This is a genomic window from Mycobacterium sp. NPDC048908, assembly GCF_043197955.1.
Classification (GTDB): domain Bacteria; phylum Actinomycetota; class Actinomycetes; order Mycobacteriales; family Mycobacteriaceae; genus Mycobacterium.
On the sequence record NZ_JBICUE010000016.1, the window covers coordinates 48,905 to 64,494 of the forward strand.

The window sequence follows — 15,590 nt, forward strand, 5'->3', positions numbered from 1 at the left end:
GTGGTAATTCGTCAGAGGTTGGTTCGGATGGACCTTCGCTCACACTTAGCCAACGTAGTTGCCGGGGCTGAGACCCCGCTGCGCCAGCCACGGCACCGGGTCGATCCGGTTGGTGCCGTTGAGCAGAACCTCGAAGTGGCAGTGCGGCCCGGTGGAATTGCCGCGGTTGCCGATGGTGGCGATCTGATCGCCCGCCATCACGCGCTCGCCCTTGCTCACCAGCCACGTATTGACGTGCCCGTACAGCGTGACAGTGCCGTCGTTGTGCCGCAGCTTGACCCACGCGCCGTAGCCGGCGGTCGGGCCCACGTCGATCACCACGCCGTCGGCCACCGCGTAGATCGGCGTGCCGATCGCGTTGGCGACGTCGATGCCGCCGTGCAGCACGCCCCAGCGGTAGCCGAAGCCAGAGGTGAACACGCCCTTGGTGAACATCACGAACGGCGGCCGGTTCAGCCGCGCTTCGCGTTCGGCACGCTCCTGCGCGAACGCCGCAGCCTTCGTGATCTCCTCGGCATGCACCGACGAGTTGGCGGCAGGGGTGACCGAGACGATCTGCATGCCGTCCGTCGATCCGGTGACGACGCCGCCGCCCATCGACGACGCGTCGGCGGCCAGCACCGCCTCCGTCGGCTTCTTCTGGTCGGAGGTGTTGGCCATTGTGTACGCACCGGCGGCGGTGGCGCCGACCGCCATTGCGGCGACCATCAGCCGACCCTTGACCGGCACATCATCCTTGCGGTGCAGGCCGCGACGGCCCGAGATGTCGATGATGTCGGTGGCCGCGACACCGTCGCTGGTGTCGGTGTGGCTGTCGCGGTAGGCGTGCGAGGAGCGCCGTTCGGCATGCGGATCCGGCCGGAACTCCGACGGCACCGCCAACCGCATCGGCACCAGGTCATCGGTGTCGTGCAGGTCGTCGAGTTCGGGCGCGCGGATCACCTGCGATTCGCGGTCGAACGCGGTGTTATCGCAGAAATCGAGCTCAGCTAGGTCGCCGAACTCGTTGAACGGAATGATGTCGGTGATTTCCGAAGCGTCTGGTGCGGCGAAGGGGTGCCGAGCGTTCGTCGTAACCCCAACCGGAGAATCAGACGAACGATGCCGAGCCAACCTGGAATGTCCTTCTCGTCGTGACCGAAACGTGATCTAGACCAGAGGCACGTTAACCAAATCCCAATGTTCGTGGCAACCCGAGACGGCATTCCGCCGTGGATTGTGACTTGTATCACGTGACGGCGGGCGGTGAGATCTACCACATGACTGGTGGGCGATGCGAAGCGCGTTATTCCGTGTGGATAAAGTTCCCCCTGGCCCGTCGGGCGCAAACCTTCGACGTCAACGCACAAAGACAGTGAGTCCATGGATCTCTTCGAATACCAAGCGAAAGAGCTGTTCGCCAAGCACAACGTGCCCAGCACGCCGGGTCGGGTGACCGACACGGCCGAGGGCGCCAAGGCCATCGCCACCGAAATCGGTCGACCCGTCATGGTCAAGGCACAGGTGAAGACCGGCGGCCGCGGCAAGGCCGGCGGTGTGAAGTACGCGGCCACCCCCGACGACGCCTTCACCCACGCGCAGAACATTCTCGGCCTGGACATCAAGGGCCACATCGTGAAGAAGCTGTTGGTCGCCGAGGCCAGCGACATCGCCGAGGAGTACTACATCTCCTTCCTGCTCGACCGCGCCAACCGCACCTACCTGGCGATGTGCTCGGTGGAGGGCGGCATGGAGATCGAAGAGGTCGCGGCGACCAAGCCCGAGCGGCTGGCCAAGGTGCCGGTCAACGCGGTCAAGGGCGTGGACCTGGCATTCGCGCGCTCCATCGCCGAGCAGGGCCACCTACCCGCCGAGGTGCTCGACGCGGCCGCCGTGACGATCCAGAAGCTGTGGGAGGTGTTCGTCGCCGAGGACGCGACGCTGGTCGAGGTGAACCCGTTGGTGCGCACGCCGGATGACCAGATCCTGGCCCTGGACGGCAAGGTGACGCTGGACGCCAACGCCGACTTCCGTCAGCCCGGCCACGCCGAGTTCGAGGACCGCGACGCCACCGACCCGCTCGAGCTCAAGGCCAAGGAGCATGACCTCAACTACGTCAAGCTCGACGGTGAGGTCGGCATCATCGGCAACGGGGCGGGGCTGGTGATGTCCACCCTCGACGTCGTCGCGTACGCGGGAGAAAAGCACGGCGGCGTGAAGCCCGCCAACTTCCTCGACATCGGTGGCGGCGCGTCGGCCGAAGTGATGGCCGCCGGTCTAGACGTGATCCTGGGCGACGCTCAGGTCAAGAGCGTGTTCGTCAACGTGTTCGGCGGCATCACGGCCTGTGACGCGGTCGCCAACGGCATCGTCAAGGCGCTGCAGATCCTGGGCGACGAAGCCAACAAGCCCTTGGTGGTTCGGCTCGACGGCAACAACGTCGAAGAGGGCCGTCGCATCCTCGCCGAGGCCAACCACCCACTGGTGACCGAGGTGGGCACGATGGACGAAGCCGCCGACGTCGCAGCCGCTAAAGCGGCCGAAGCTGCGAACGCCTGAAAGGACTGAAATGGCAATCTTTTTGACGAAGGACAGCAAGGTCATCGTCCAGGGCATCACCGGCGGCGAGGCCACCACGCACACCGCGCGGATGCTCAAGGCGGGCACCCAGATCCTCGGCGGCGTGAACGCGCGCAAGGCGGGAACGACGGTGTCGCACGTCGACAAGGACGGCAAGGACATCGAACTGCCGGTGTTCGGCACGGTCGCCGAGGCGATCGAGAAGACCGGCGCCGACGTGTCGATCATCTTCGTGCCGCCGAAGTTCGCCAAGGACGCGATCATCGAGGCGATCGACGCCGAGATTCCGCTGCTGGTCGTGATCACCGAGGGAATTCCGGTGCAGGACAGCGCATATGCCTGGGCTTATAACGTCGAGAAGGGCAACAAGACCCGCATCATCGGGCCGAACTGCCCCGGCATCATCACCCCCGGTCAGTCGCTGGTCGGCATCACGCCCGCCAACATCAGCGGCCCCGGCCCCATCGGGCTGGTGTCCAAGTCCGGCACGCTGACTTACCAGATGATGTTCGAATTGCGTGATTTCGGCTTCACCACGTCGATCGGCATCGGCGGCGATCCGGTCATCGGCACCACCCACATCGACGCCATCGAGGCGTTCGAGAAGGACCCCGACACCAAGGTCATCGTGATGATCGGCGAGATCGGTGGCGACGCCGAGGAGCGTGCCGCCGACTACATCAAGGCCAACGTGTCCAAGCCGGTCGTCGGCTACGTCGCGGGATTCACTGCGCCGGAAGGCAAGACGATGGGCCACGCCGGTGCGATCGTGTCCGGCTCATCGGGCACCGCGCAGGCCAAGAAGGAGGCCCTCGAAGCGGCCGGCGTCAAGGTGGGCAAGACTCCGTCGGAGACGGCGCGGCTGGCCAGGGAGATCCTGTCCAGCCTGTAGGAGTCACCGGGTGGTTGGGCCGGGTCAGAAAGCCCAACTGCCCGTTGGGGATACCACGAAACCGTGGTGATCGCCGTCGACGCACGCGAGCAGTTTGTCCCCGGCGGCGCACCCGGTCTCGTTGACCACCAACCGCTGTCCCGCTGGCAGCGCCTTGACCGAATCGTCTACGGTGTTGCGGGTGAACCGGAATTCGAAGGCCGCGTTCGATACCGCCCTGGTGACCGACTCGGTCAGCACGGTCCCCGGGCGCGTCGTCTGGCGTAGCTCCTGGCCCTTCGCGTCGGCGGGAAACCCCGGCATGTTCTTGCTGTCGCATTCGATGCCGCCGAGCGCCTTGGTGGGGTAGAGGTTCGCGAAGCAGGACAACCCGTCGGCCGTCCTGAAGGTGATGAACTGGCCGCCGCGCGGGTTGGTGCCCGCATACTGGTCGATGTTCGCGGCACTGAACTCATTGAAGTCGGGGAACCCGACCAGGCCGGGCGGGCCGGAAACGCCGGGCCGGACATTCACCGACGACGTCGACGTGTTCTGTTGCACTGCAGCGGTTCCGCCACACGCTGACAGTGCCGCCGCCGCGGTCAATCCGACGACCAATCGTCGCATCAGAACACCCAACTGCCCGACGGCTGGAGAACGAATCCGTGGTCATGCCACGAATCGATGCACGCGGTCAGACCGCCACCACCGACGACGCAGGTGGTGCCGTACGCCTCGAACGTGAGTTTTTGTCCGGGGTTCAGCACGGGATCCGTCGGCGCATCGCACGGTCGATCAGAGGTGGTGAACTTGAACGGCTCTGAGCGAGAAGCCATTTCGTTCGTCTGCAGCACCGAAGGGCACCCGGCGCCGGTGCCCGCAGGCACTCCCGGCAGATTCCCGCCACACCACTTGGTGCTGCCGATTGAACATGAGATCCCCTCCGGCGTGCTGAAGTACGCATAGCCGTTCGACCCCGGGTCCGGCCTGGTATAGCTGGCGGGGGTCCCCACCTCGGTGAAGCCGTTCAGGTCCGGGAACCCCGGCGGCGCGGCGCCTGCCGGTGCCGCAACGGTTGTCGCGGTGATCACGGCAGCAGCGGCCGCGGTGAGTCGCGTCGATGCTGTGCGAAGTGTCCTCACGGGTGTTCACCGTCCCTCGTCAGTGCTGAACTTGCACGTTGGTGGTGTAGGTCTTCGGGTTGTACGGTTTCGGCGGCTGGCCATCCCAGCCTGGTGGGTCCTCCCATGTGCTCACCCGAAGTTGCACCTGTTCGACTCCTGTCACCGGATCGTAGGTGGTGTCGACGACGGTCGGCCCGTACGGCGGCGCACCCTGCGGCCAATTGGATTGCGGCCCAGGCGGGAACAGGTTGGTGGGTTGCGCGTTCAGCAGGCCTTCCGGCGTGCTGGCGGTGATGGCGGTGACGGGTTGCCGATTGCCGCCGGGCACGACGTCGTTGGAGCCGACGACCATGAAGCCGCCGCCTTTGAGCGCGACGACCTGACTCTCGCGGTTGCCAGGCAGCCCCTTGATCTCGCCGACGGGGCGAACCGTGTTCACCCACCCGTTCGGATTCGCCGGGTTGATGGGATCGGATGTGTAGAGCATCCGAGTTCCACTGCGCGGGTCCGGATTTCCGATGATGACCATGCGGTTGGTCTTGAGGTCGTAGGCTCCGCTCGCCTGCGAGACACCGGGGAGCACCCCGATGCTCGTCGACGGATCGGACAGGTCCACCACGGTGGTATCGGGAACGGCGTACCCCTCTTCGGGTTTGCGGTCGTAAGGAACTTCGCCGTACATCGCGTACTGCTTGCCGTCGGGTCCGACGATGGTTCCTGTCGGCAGCGGGCGCACCTCGTCCTTACCCGGCGGGTTCCCGACGTCAAGCGGATTGCGCTCACCGTTCAGCGTCGGATAGCCGGTCCTGCCGTCGCCACTGATCACGACGTCGCTGCCGGGCAGGGTGGCGTTCAAGTCGGCCTTGTCCTGCTCGTAGGTCATTGGTCCTGCCGGGCCGCTGACTCGTGGCTCGCCGGTCGGCGCGCCGCGGGAGCCGGGGCCGCTCGGCCCGCCAAGCGTGAAGTCACGCAGGGCCTGCGAGATCGGCTTGAGCGTTGCGGCAATCCGTTCGTCGTCGGCGGCCAGCCGCATCGCTTCGCCTTGGATGTCGGCCTGCATCTGCGACGCCTGAACATGGCGCAGCACGCTGAGCGGGATGCTGAATACGCGCGGCAGCCGGTCGGTGACGGTGAGTTGCTCGCTGACCGAGAAGAATTGCCGCTCGGCGTTATTGATCGCGCTCAGGGTCACCCGCTTGTCGTCGGCAAGCGTGGCGGCACCGTTTCCGGCGATCTGTGCGGCCTGCCTGAGATGGTCGGCCGCGCCGCGAACGGCGACCAACTGGGTGAAGACCAGATCGCGGGCCGCGTCGGCTGAAGTGCCCTGCCACGGCGCATTGCCGAGGGACTGGACGGCCTTGTTGAACACGTCTTCGGTGTGCACGGCCTGCGAAAGCCATTGACCCGCGGCCAGCTGCAAATGGTCGAACCGCCACGATTCGACTCGCGATCGAGTGGGCATGGTCACCATCGGCGGGGCCTCAGCGCGGCATGGTGGTGGACAGTCTGTCAGCGCCATGGGCGTCCGCGGATCGGTACGCGCGAGCCGCCGCAGCCAACGAGTCCGCGAGGCCGAGCAGATGGTCGGCACATGTCTTGACCATGTGGTCCGCCGATGCCGTCAACTCGGACACCGCTTCGCCGCTCGGCTGGTCGGCCACCGGCGCGGATTCGTGCACGGTGGCGGAGCGGGTCAATTCGTCGCTCAACTGCGCGAAGTCGCGGGCCACGGCCTCCAATGCCGCCGCGTCCACCCCAAGTGCACCGGTCACCCCTCCACCTTAGTGGGCCTGACCTGCACCGACTTGCACCAATTCCGCTTCACCCCGATTAGGAGCACGTTCTTGCTGTCGGTTAGCCTGACGAATTAACACCTGTCAGGAGGTCTGGTCAATGGTCGATCCGCGGACTCCGGTCGTCGTCGGTGTCGGCCAGTTCACCGAACGCATCGACGACGCCGACTACCGAGGCATGTCGGCGGTGGAACTCGCCACCGAGGCCGCGCGCGCCGCGCTGGCCGATACGGGCGCTGATGTCGGTGCCGTCGCGCGGGCCATCGACACGGTGTTCGGGCTGCGCCAGTTCGAGATCTCGGGGCCGATGCCCGCCAAACTCGGCAAGTCGAACAACTATCCCCGGTCGGTCATGCAACGGGTCGGCGGCGACCCCGCTCGGGTGGTGCTCGAACCTGTCGGCGGTCAGGGTCCGCAGAAGCTGGTCACCGAAGCGGGTAACTCGATCTTGTCGGGCGAGGCGGACGTCGTGATGATCATCGGGTCGGAACCCGGGTCGACGGCGAAGTACTTCGCAAGAAAGGACGACAAACCCGATTTCACCGAACACGTCGAGGGCCAACTCGAAGACCGTGGGCATCAGATCTTCAGCTTCATCGACGACTACACGATTCAGCACGGGCTGACCGGCGCGCCGGTGCAGTACGGATTGTTGGAGAACGCCCGTCGGGCCCGGCTGGGGCTGAGCATCTCGGACTACCGCAAGCAGATGGCCGAACTCTTCGCGCCGATGTCGAAAGTGGCTGCCAAGAATCCTTTTTCGTCGTCGCCGGTGGAACGTTCGGTCGACGAGATCGTCACCGTCAGCGACGACAACCGGATGATCTGCGACCCGTATACACGCCTGCTCGTTGCACGCGACCAGGTGAACCAGGGCGCCGCGGCGATCGTGATGTCGGTCGAGGCGGCCCGTCGACTCGGCGTGCCGCAAGACAAGTGGGTGTATCTACACGGCCATTCGGACATGGTCGAGCAGGCGACGCTGGACCGTGCCGACCTCGGCGTCAGCCCGGCCTCGGCGATGGCGGTGCGAGAAGCCTTGCGGGTGGCTGGGATCGGTGTCGACGACATCGCCACATTCGACCTCTACAGCTGCTTCCCGTTCCCGGTCTTCGTGGCCTGCGAGGCGCTCGGTATCGACGGTGACGATCCGCGTGGGCTGACGCTGACCGGCGGACTGCCGTATTTCGGCGGCCCCGGCAACAGCTACTCACTGCACGGCATCGCCGAGACGGTGATCGAAATGCGCGACGCGCCAGGAAAATTCGGCTTCGTCGGCGCCAACGGCGGCATCATGAGCAAGTATTCGGTCGGCATCTACTCCACCGCGCCTGTCGACTGGCGGACCGACCGCTGCGGTGAGCTGAACAAGGAAATCGCTGCCCTGCCGAAGGTCCCGGTGACCCGCGCGCCGGACGGCGCCGCGACGATCGAGACGTACTCGGTGCGATACGACTGGCCGATCCGCACCGGAATCGTCGTCGGCCGTCTGACCGCCGACAACTCCCGTTTCATGGCCACCACCGAGGATGACGACCTGGTCGCGTTGATGACGGACGGAGACCCGCTGGGCGCCGCGATCACGGTGTGGTCCACCGACAACGGCAACCGCGCTAGCCTCGCTTAGTCCGCGACACCCTGCCCCGGGATTCGAGGCGATTGTGCTTCGGCTGGTTGCCGTTTCGCCGGCGATGCCCGGTGTGCGGATCGTCGAAAAGCCGGGCGATGAGTGGGCTGATGGATGGCATGTCATGTCCTTTCGATCGACAGTGCACGCTCACCCGTGAACTGTCGTCGCGCGTCGGTGACGCGTCATGCGTAGACCGCTACCCGCTTTCTTCGCGCCACTACTCGACGGCCGACAAGCCCTAGACGAGCGCGGCCAGCTTGCCTGCGAGGCGCTCCACGTAGCCGGCGACGTCGTCGGCGGACTTGTCGGGAAGCCCGAAGAGCACCTCGGTCACGCCCAGATCCGCCCAGCGGGCCAGCTTCTCGGGATCTGGCTTGAAGTCCAGCGCGACGATCTGCGGCGCTCCTTCGCGGTCGGCGGCGGCCCAGGTGTCCTGCAGCAGCTTGACCGGCGCGTCGATGTCGAAGTCGCGCGGGGTGGTGATCCAGCCGTCGGCGCTGCGGGCGATCCACTTGAAGTTCTTCTCGGTACCCGCCGCACCGACGAGCACGGGGATGTGCTGCTGGAAGGGCTTCGGCCAGGCCCAGCTGGGCCCGAAGTTGACGAATTCGCCCTCGTACGAAGCCTCTTCCTCGGTCCACAACGCGCGCATGGCTTCCAGGTACTCCCGCAGCATGGTGCGCCGTCGTCCCGGAGGCACGTTGTGGTCGGCCAATTCGTCTGTGTTCCAACCGAATCCGACACCCACGCTGACCCGTCCACCGGACAGGTGGTCCAGCGTCGCGATCGACTTGGCCAACGTGATCGGGTCGTGTTCCACCGGTAACGCCACCGCCGTCGACAACCGCACCCGCGAGGTGACCGCGCAGGCCGCGCCGAGCGACACCCACGGATCCAGGGTGCGCATGTAGCGGTCGTCGGGCAGTGTCTCGTCGCCGGTGGTGGGGTGCGCGGCCTGCCGCTTGATCGGAATGTGGGTGTGTTCGGGCACGTAGAACGTGGTGAAGTCGTGGTCGTCGGCGAGTTTGGCCGCCGCCGCGGGGGTGATACCGCGGTCGCTGGTGAAAAGTACGAGCCCGTAGTCCATGTCATGAATTAGAACGTGTTCTAGTCCCTCGGGCAAGGGTTTGGGGTGGCCAGGTAGTCCCGGGTGAGCAGAAATGCGTAGCTGTCTACTCGCGACCGGGGCATGACCCAACGGCATGGTTCACGGTGTGGGAACCGGGGGGAACACCAGAGAAACCAAGCTGCGCGAGTGGTTTCGCCGCTACCTGCCGTGCGAGATAGCCGGCACGGTGGGGGAGTTGGGCGGTGCGGCGCTCGCCTATGTGATGACGGGCTCGCTGGCCGCCGCGGCGATCACCGCGACCGTCGGCGCGTCGGTGGGCTATTACGCGGCGGCCTATCTCGGCGCGTTCCGCTGGAGCTACCGGGGCAACCGCCACCGGCCGTGGCTGTCGCGTGTGACGGTGTCGGTGTTGTTGGCGCTGCGCAGCGTGGCAGTGGAGTTCGGCCCGGCAGAGCTGATCGACAGCGTGGCGATCAGACCCGCCGCGTTCTACGCAGGGCCGCTGATCTTCGACAACACGATCACCGGCTGGATCTTCGGCAAGCTGGTCTCTGATCTCGCGTTCTATCTGTTCGCGATCACCAGCTACGAGCGATTCAAACCCCTGCTGATCGAGCGTCAGGCAGATACGGAGGAGGTGAGAAGTGCACCCGGACTGGCGGCAGAAGCTGTGTGAACGGCTGCGGCCGGACGCCGATCTGTTCACCGCATTGGCCGAACGCCACGGCACACCGTTGCTGGTGCTGCGGCCGCATCTGGTGGCGCGCCGTTATCGCGAGCTGGCCGCCCGGCTGCCCGGCTTCCAGTTGCACTATGCGGTCAAGGCGTGTCCGCATCCGCTCGTGGTGTCGACGGTCGCGATATGCGGCGGCGGTTTCGACGTCGCGACAGATGCCGAGGTCGATCTGTTGGGTCAGCTCAGCGTGCCGATGGACCGCTGCATCCACACCAATCCGATCAAGAAGCCGACCGACATCGATAAGGCATATGCCGCGGGCATTCGGACGTTCGTCGTCGAAAACCCAACAGAGGCAGAAAAATTCGCGGGCCGGCCGGAAGACATCGAGTTGCTGGTGCGGCTGGCCTTCCGTAACCCGTCGGCCAAATCCGATCTGTCGTCGAAGTTCGGGGTCCAGCCCGCCGACGCCGACCTGCTCGTCAAGCACGTCATCGCCGCCGGCGTCCAGTTCGCCGGGTTCAGCTTCCACGTCGGCAGCCAGGGCTCGTCGCCCCAGCCCTATGCCACGGCGCTGCGCGGCACGTTGGACCTGATCGCGCACATCGATCGCAGCCTCGGCGTGGCGAGTCGGGTCATCGACATCGGCGGCGGCTTCCCTGTCGCCTACCGCGATCCGGTGCCCGGCCTTGACGAGATTGCCGACGTCATCGACACTGCGCTCGGCCGGTCCCGTGACGACTTCACGTTGCTGGCGGAACCCGGGCGATACCTGGCCGCCGACTGCATGACGTTGCTCACCGGCGTCGTCGGCAGCGCCCAGCGTGATGGTGAGCCGTGGCACTACCTCGACGACGGCCTCTACGGCAGCTACTCCAACGTGATGACCGAGGACGTGCACCCGCCGATCGTCGCCCTGCGTGAGCTGACCGACGTGACGGCGGAACAGGAACCGGTGACACTGGCCGGGCCGACGTGCGACAGCGCCGACGTGATCGCCCGCGGCTACCCGATGCCCGCGTTGAACGTCGGCGACGTCGTCGTCAGCCCGATGATGGGCGCCTACACCAGCGTGACGTCGTCGCGGTTCAACGGGATCCCGGCCACGCCGATCGTCATGGGCTAGCCGGGGTGACGTGTCACCAGCGGGCGGCCACGTTCTGCGCGATCTGGTTGGCAATCTTCAACGCCGAGTCGGCGGGGTTGGCGCTGCATGTGTTGATGTCGATGACGACGTTGTTCTTCAACGACATGGCGCGCCCACAGCCCCATCCCGGGGCGGCGGCATTCAGCTCGGTCACTGTGGTGCTCAGCGTGCCGTCGGCGTACTCGATCGGACCGACCGACCACTGGGAGTTGCTCTGCAGGTGGGTGTACTGCTGACAAGCCCGCCATCGCAGCGCCGAGTCATTGACGAAGGCCGCGGCCGTGTCGACGAGAGAGAACAACACCACAGCCTGTTTGAGGTAGTGCGTGAACTGGTCGCCGTCGTTGAAGCTTTGATCAAGCTCAGCTTGGAAGCCGCTGTTGGCGTACACCGCGGCCTCTGCGGCGCCGTCCAAGGGCAGGCACTCGGGCGGCGCCATGGTCGCGCTGTTGTCGGACATCGACGTCTCGGTGTTGGTTACCGCCATTGCGGTGGCCCCCATGGCGGCGTTGACCTGCTCGACCGTCAGCAGCAGACCGGGCAGTTCCCGCTCGACCAGCGGACGGGGGATCATCGACGTGATCGCGGAGGGCATCACGGCCCTGCCCCCGGTCGTCGCACATCCGCTCGCCACGGCGCAGATCAGCGCAACGGCTAGCGCAACCGCAGGTTGGCGCATCCTTTCTTCCTCCCCGTTACTCGCCTAACAAACCTCCCGAAGGTCATAGTGCAATAGGCACGCTGACGTTCTCGTCGAATCGGCGGGGATATCCGATAACAATGGCCATCTGTTCTGATAACAGCCCGGTGAAGCGCATCTCACATGCAGTACAGCTGAGTCACAGTTGCGAACAGTGTTGCGTTACCCGTAGAGACGAGGCATCGATCGCGGCACCATGGGGCATGCGACGTAGCGAAGTGCGGCACGACACGCTGACTGCCCCAGCGGATCTGCACCGCGACGAGGTCCGTGCGCTGGCCGAACGGCAAGCGCACTCGCAGGTGACTGCCGACGAAGTCGTGTCCTTCGTGCATCTTCATGGCTCGCAGCCGGCCGATTCCGTTGGGGCCGAAAAGATCTGGCGCTTCAGCTATCACGTCACCACTCGTGACGACACACCCGCTGACTGAGCGTTTCCGGACTTAGCCTCATGGCGAGCGTTACCCGCGGACGCCGCGCGTGCCAGTTGGTGGGATGTCACACCATGACGACCGAACGGATCGCAGACCACGTCAAATTCGCCTACTGGGTGCCAACGTCAGCGGCGGCCTGGTCACCAGCGACATCGAACAGCGCACCGATTGGAATTACGAATACAACGTCAAGCTCGCGCAGACCGCGGAGAACAACGGTTTCACCTACGCGCTGTCGCAGATTCGCTACGAGGCCAGCTACGGCGCCGAGTACCAGCATGAGTCGACCAGTTTCTCGCTGGCGCTGTAAGGGCCACGCAGAAGCTCAAGGTGATCGCCGCCGTCCACCCCGGGCTGTGGCAGCCCGGGGTGTTGGCCAAGCTCGGCGCGACCGCCGATCACCTTTCGGGCGGCCGGTTCGCGGTCAACGTGGTGTCCGGGTGGTTCAAAGACGAGTTCACCCACCTCGGCGAGCCGTGGCTCGAGCACGACGAGCGGTACCGCCGCAGCGCCGAGTTCCTGCAGGTGTTGCGCAAGATTTGGACCGAAGTTCGATGCCGGCTCGCCGGCGAAGACGACGTTGACTTACGCGGCGACTTCTACCGCATCCACGACTTCACGTTGAAGCCAAAGCCGCTGAACACGCCGGAGCGGCCCAACCCCGAGTTGTTCCAGGGCGGCAACTCCACGGCCGCGCGCCGCAACGGCGGCTATTACGCCGACTGGTACTTCTCCAACGGCAAGGATTTCGACGGCCTGACCGAGCAGGTCGTCGAGGTGCGTGAACATGCAAGGGACGCCGGCCGTGAGGTGCGGTTCGGGTTGAACGGGTTCATCATCGCCCGCGACACGGAAAAGGAGGCGCGCGAGACGTTGCGCGAGATCATCGCGAAGGCCAACCGTGCCGCAGTCGAAGGATTCCGCTCCGCCGTGCGACAGGCTGGCAACTCCACGTCGGACAGACGTGGCATGTGGGCCGATTCGTCGTTCGAAGACTTGGTGCAGTACAACGACGGATTCCGCACACGATTGATCGGCACACCGGAGCAGATTGCCGAACGCGTTGCCGCGTACCGCAAACGCGGTGTCGACCTGATCCTCGGCGGCTTCCTGCATTTCCAGGAAGAGATCGAGTACTTCGGCTCTCGCGTACTTCCGCTGGTGCGGGAAATCGAAGAATCCGAACAGGATTCGATCGATTCACCGGTGTTGGTGTCCGCCTGAGGCGCAGACGGCCGACGCCTTCACAACCCTTCACAACGGGGGTGCGCTAGCGTGGTTATCTGAATCGCTCAGGCCAGTACAGGAGAGGTCATGACCTACCCGCCCGGTAGCCCCGGATATCCACCCGCGCAGCAACCGACCACTCAGTTCGCAGCGCCCACTCAGCAGTTCGGCAAATTGCCGGAACCGGCGTCCGCTCCTGCCGCAGAGGGCCCGAGCAAGTTGCCCTTCTATCTGACCGCAGCGGTCGCAGCGCTCGGTCTCGCGGTCTACCTGTCGAGCTACGGCCCGCTGTTCGCCTCGGCGGGCACCGACCTGTTCACGCCGACGCTGCTCGACCTCGGCGTGGTGGCGTCCCTGCTCGCCGGGCTCATCGCCGGTGTCGCGCTGGTGCCCAGGCAGAAGGCGGCCCCAGCGGTGGTCGCGGTGCTGTCGGTGCTCGGCTTCCTGCTTGCCATCGCGATCGTGTTGACCGCGCCGGAGGGCGTCGAGATCAAGTGGGGGCTGTACCTGATCATCGCGTTCAGCGTGGTGCAGGCCATCGTCGCCGTCGCGGTGCTGTTGTTCGACGCGGGGGTCATCACGCCGCCGACACCGAAGCCGCGTTTCGACCAGCAGCAGCAGTACGGCCAGTACGGCGCGCCGGGACAGTACTACGGGCAGCCCCATCAGCCCGGCCCGCCGCCTCAGCAGCAGCAACAGCGCCCCGGTTACGGGTCGCCGTACGGCGGTGGCGGTTACCAAGGCGGCCCGTCGAGCGGCGGCTATTCGGGAGGCCCGCAAAGCGGTCCCCCGACACCGCCTACCGGCTTCCCGACCTACGGCCAGCCGCCGTCGTCGGGCAATGCAGGCAACGCAAGCAGCGCGCCGACGACACAGGTTCCCGCGCAGCCGTCGTCTTCCACACAGTCCGGCCCGCCTCCGTCGTAGTCTGGGCCGCGCGTGCGTCAACTTCGCGCGCGTGAGCTAGCGCGAGGAGCGGCCCCACCCGTGGACCAACGACCAGTCGGCACACGCCAGGCGCGTGAGCTGCTTCGGGTCGCATTCGGGCCGTCCATCGTGGCGCTCGTCGTGATCGCGGCGGTGGTGTTGCTGCAGTTGCTGATCGCCAACAGCGACATGACAGGCGCGCTCGGCGCGATCGCCAGCATGTGGCTGGGCGTGCACCAGGTGCCCGTCTCGATCGGCGGCAGCGAACTGGGTGTGATGCCGCTGCTGCCGGTGCTCGGGATGGTCTGGGGGACGGCGCGCACCACCGTGGTAGCCACGTCACCGGAACATTCGTGGTTTGTGACGCGCTGGGTCGTCGGTGCGGCGCTGGGTGGGCCGCTGCTGATCGCCGCGATCTCGCTGGCCGTCATCCACGACGCGGCTTCGGTGCTCACCGAACTGCAGACCCCCAACGCGTTGCGGGCGTTCGGCGGCGTGCTCGCCGTGCACGCGATCGGCGCCGCGATCGGCGTCGGCTCGCGCATCGGGCGGCGGACCTTGACGGCGTCACCACTGCCCAACTGGTTGCCGGACGCGGTCCGCGCGGCGACGGCCGGGGTGCTGGCCCTTTTCGGCTTGTCCGGTGTGGTGATGGTGGGCTCGCTGATCGTGCACTGGTCGACCATGCATGACCTGTATGCCATCACCGACTCGGTGTTCGGGCAGTTCAGCCTGACCGTGCTGTCGGTGCTCTACACACCGAACGTGATGGTGGGCGCCGCAGCGGTGGCAGTCGGATCAAGCGCGCACGTCGGCCTCGCCACGTTCAGTTCGTTCACGGTGTTCGGCGGCGACATCCCTGCGCTGCCGGTGCTGGCGGCGGTCCCGTCGCCACCGCTCGGACCGGTCTGGGTGGCGCTGCTGATCGCCGCGGCGGTGTCCGGCGTCGCACTCGGCCAGCAGTGCGCGCGCAGGCCGCTGCCGCCCCTGCACGCGTTGGGCAAGTTGGTCGTCGCCGCCGCCCTCGCGGCGCTGGCGATGGCGCTGTTGGGCGTCGCGGCCGGCGGCAGGCTCGGAAATTTCGGGGACGTCGGCGTCGACCAGGTCACCTTCGGGCCCGCGGTCTTCCTGTGGTTCGTCGGCATCGGCGCGCTCACGGTGGTGATGTCCGGAGGCATTGGGCGACAGCCGAAGCGCATCAAGCCGGCGCCCGAGCCAGAGCCCGAACCCGAGCCGGTCGTGGTCGCCGACGAGCCGGAGCCACTGCCGGACGAGCCCGAGTCCGACGCGGCGGAGCCCGAGCCGGTCCGCTACGAGCGGGCGGCAGCGGTCGAATACCGGGAGGACCTCGATGACCCCGAGGACCACTTCGTTGCTGACGACGACGCCGCACACGACGGTAAGGGCGAACCCGCCGAGTAGGCACCCACTAT

At 66.1% G+C, this 15,590-nt stretch carries 15 protein-coding genes and 1 pseudogene; 9 read left to right on the forward strand and 7 right to left on the reverse strand.

Going from position 1 to position 15,590, the window contains the following annotated elements; genetic code table 11:
* Nucleotides 1–45: 45 nt before the first annotated feature.
* Nucleotides 46–1,113 carry a M23 family metallopeptidase gene (locus ACGFK1_RS28020; protein ID WP_393437343.1) on the reverse strand — a complete coding sequence of 356 codons (1,068 nt, stop codon included), beginning with the start codon at nt 1,111–1,113 and terminating at the stop codon, nt 46–48.
* A 249-nt stretch (nt 1,114–1,362) separates the two neighbouring features.
* Between ACGFK1_RS28020 and sucC the strand changes: the two genes are divergently transcribed.
* The gene (gene sucC / locus ACGFK1_RS28025; protein ID WP_393437346.1) at nt 1,363–2,538 is read left to right on the forward strand and encodes an ADP-forming succinate--CoA ligase subunit beta; all 1,176 of its coding nucleotides are present in this window, start codon (nt 1,363–1,365) and stop codon (nt 2,536–2,538) included.
* A gap of 10 nt (nt 2,539–2,548) precedes the next feature.
* Nucleotides 2,549–3,451, forward strand: coding sequence for a succinate--CoA ligase subunit alpha (sucD, locus tag ACGFK1_RS28030; RefSeq protein WP_393437349.1), 903 nt, complete (start codon nt 2,549–2,551; stop codon nt 3,449–3,451).
* Between the two features lie 24 nt (nt 3,452–3,475).
* Here the strand turns inward: sucD and ACGFK1_RS28035 are convergent, their stop codons facing one another.
* From ACGFK1_RS28035 to ACGFK1_RS28050, 4 genes are read right to left on the reverse strand one after another with little or no spacing between them, the layout of a single operon-like run.
* Entirely contained in the window at nt 3,476–4,057 is a 582-nt protein-coding gene (locus tag ACGFK1_RS28035; RefSeq protein ID WP_393437351.1) for a hypothetical protein, read from the reverse strand.
* Nucleotides 4,057–4,572: a hypothetical protein gene (locus tag ACGFK1_RS28040; RefSeq protein ID WP_393437354.1), complete on the reverse strand. Its 516-nt coding sequence runs from the start codon at nt 4,570–4,572 to the stop codon at nt 4,057–4,059. Before ACGFK1_RS28040 ends, ACGFK1_RS28035 begins: the two co-directional genes overlap by 1 nt.
* 19 nt (nt 4,573–4,591) lie before the next feature.
* Nucleotides 4,592–6,016: a hypothetical protein gene (locus tag ACGFK1_RS28045; protein WP_393437356.1), complete on the reverse strand. Its 1,425-nt coding sequence runs from the start codon at nt 6,014–6,016 to the stop codon at nt 4,592–4,594.
* 19 nt (nt 6,017–6,035) lie between these two features.
* Nucleotides 6,036–6,326 (reverse strand): type VII secretion target, encoded by a 291-nt coding sequence (locus ACGFK1_RS28050; protein WP_393437359.1) that lies wholly within the window; start codon nt 6,324–6,326, stop codon nt 6,036–6,038.
* Nucleotides 6,327–6,447: 121 nt separating this feature from the next.
* On the opposite strand from ACGFK1_RS28050, the gene ACGFK1_RS28055 reads away from it, so the two are divergent.
* Nucleotides 6,448–7,974, forward strand: coding sequence for an acetyl-CoA acetyltransferase (locus ACGFK1_RS28055; RefSeq protein ID WP_393437362.1), 1,527 nt, complete (start codon nt 6,448–6,450; stop codon nt 7,972–7,974).
* A 241-nt stretch (nt 7,975–8,215) separates the two neighbouring features.
* Here ACGFK1_RS28055 and ACGFK1_RS28060 read toward each other — a convergent pair whose 3' ends face one another.
* On the reverse strand, nt 8,216–9,064 hold the full coding sequence (locus ACGFK1_RS28060) for an LLM class F420-dependent oxidoreductase (protein ID WP_393437365.1): 849 nt from the start codon (nt 9,062–9,064) through the stop codon (nt 8,216–8,218).
* A 127-nt stretch (nt 9,065–9,191) separates the two neighbouring features.
* Between ACGFK1_RS28060 and ACGFK1_RS28065 the strand changes: the two genes are divergently transcribed.
* Together ACGFK1_RS28065 and ACGFK1_RS28070 are read left to right on the forward strand one after the other, a co-directional pair.
* On the forward strand, nt 9,192–9,722 hold the full coding sequence (locus tag ACGFK1_RS28065) for a hypothetical protein (protein ID WP_393437367.1): 531 nt from the start codon (nt 9,192–9,194) through the stop codon (nt 9,720–9,722).
* Complete coding sequence (locus tag ACGFK1_RS28070; RefSeq protein ID WP_393437370.1) at nt 9,691–10,848, forward strand: type III PLP-dependent enzyme; 1,158 nt, start codon at nt 9,691–9,693, stop codon at nt 10,846–10,848. The genes ACGFK1_RS28065 and ACGFK1_RS28070 overlap by 32 nt, the downstream gene beginning before the upstream one ends.
* A 13-nt stretch (nt 10,849–10,861) precedes the next feature.
* Here the strand turns inward: ACGFK1_RS28070 and ACGFK1_RS28075 are convergent, their stop codons facing one another.
* Nucleotides 10,862–11,548 carry a sensor domain-containing protein gene (locus ACGFK1_RS28075; RefSeq protein WP_393437373.1) on the reverse strand — a complete coding sequence of 229 codons (687 nt, stop codon included), beginning with the start codon at nt 11,546–11,548 and terminating at the stop codon, nt 10,862–10,864.
* Between the two features lie 224 nt (nt 11,549–11,772).
* Between ACGFK1_RS28075 and ACGFK1_RS28080 the strand changes: the two genes are divergently transcribed.
* From ACGFK1_RS28080 to ACGFK1_RS28095, 4 genes and pseudogenes are all read left to right on the forward strand, one after another.
* Complete coding sequence (locus tag ACGFK1_RS28080; protein WP_393437375.1) at nt 11,773–12,000, forward strand: hypothetical protein; 228 nt, start codon at nt 11,773–11,775, stop codon at nt 11,998–12,000.
* A 74-nt stretch (nt 12,001–12,074) separates the two neighbouring features.
* Nucleotides 12,075–13,227 (forward strand): annotated as a pseudogene (gene sfnG, locus ACGFK1_RS28085) (dimethylsulfone monooxygenase SfnG).
* Between the two features lie 90 nt (nt 13,228–13,317).
* Nucleotides 13,318–14,157 carry a DUF5336 domain-containing protein gene (locus tag ACGFK1_RS28090; RefSeq protein WP_393437377.1) on the forward strand — a complete coding sequence of 280 codons (840 nt, stop codon included), beginning with the start codon at nt 13,318–13,320 and terminating at the stop codon, nt 14,155–14,157.
* A gap of 60 nt (nt 14,158–14,217) precedes the next feature.
* A complete protein-coding gene (locus tag ACGFK1_RS28095) occupies nt 14,218–15,579 on the forward strand; it encodes a DUF6350 family protein (protein WP_393437380.1) in 1,362 nt (453 codons plus the stop codon).
* The last annotated feature ends 11 nt before the right edge of the window (nt 15,580–15,590 follow it).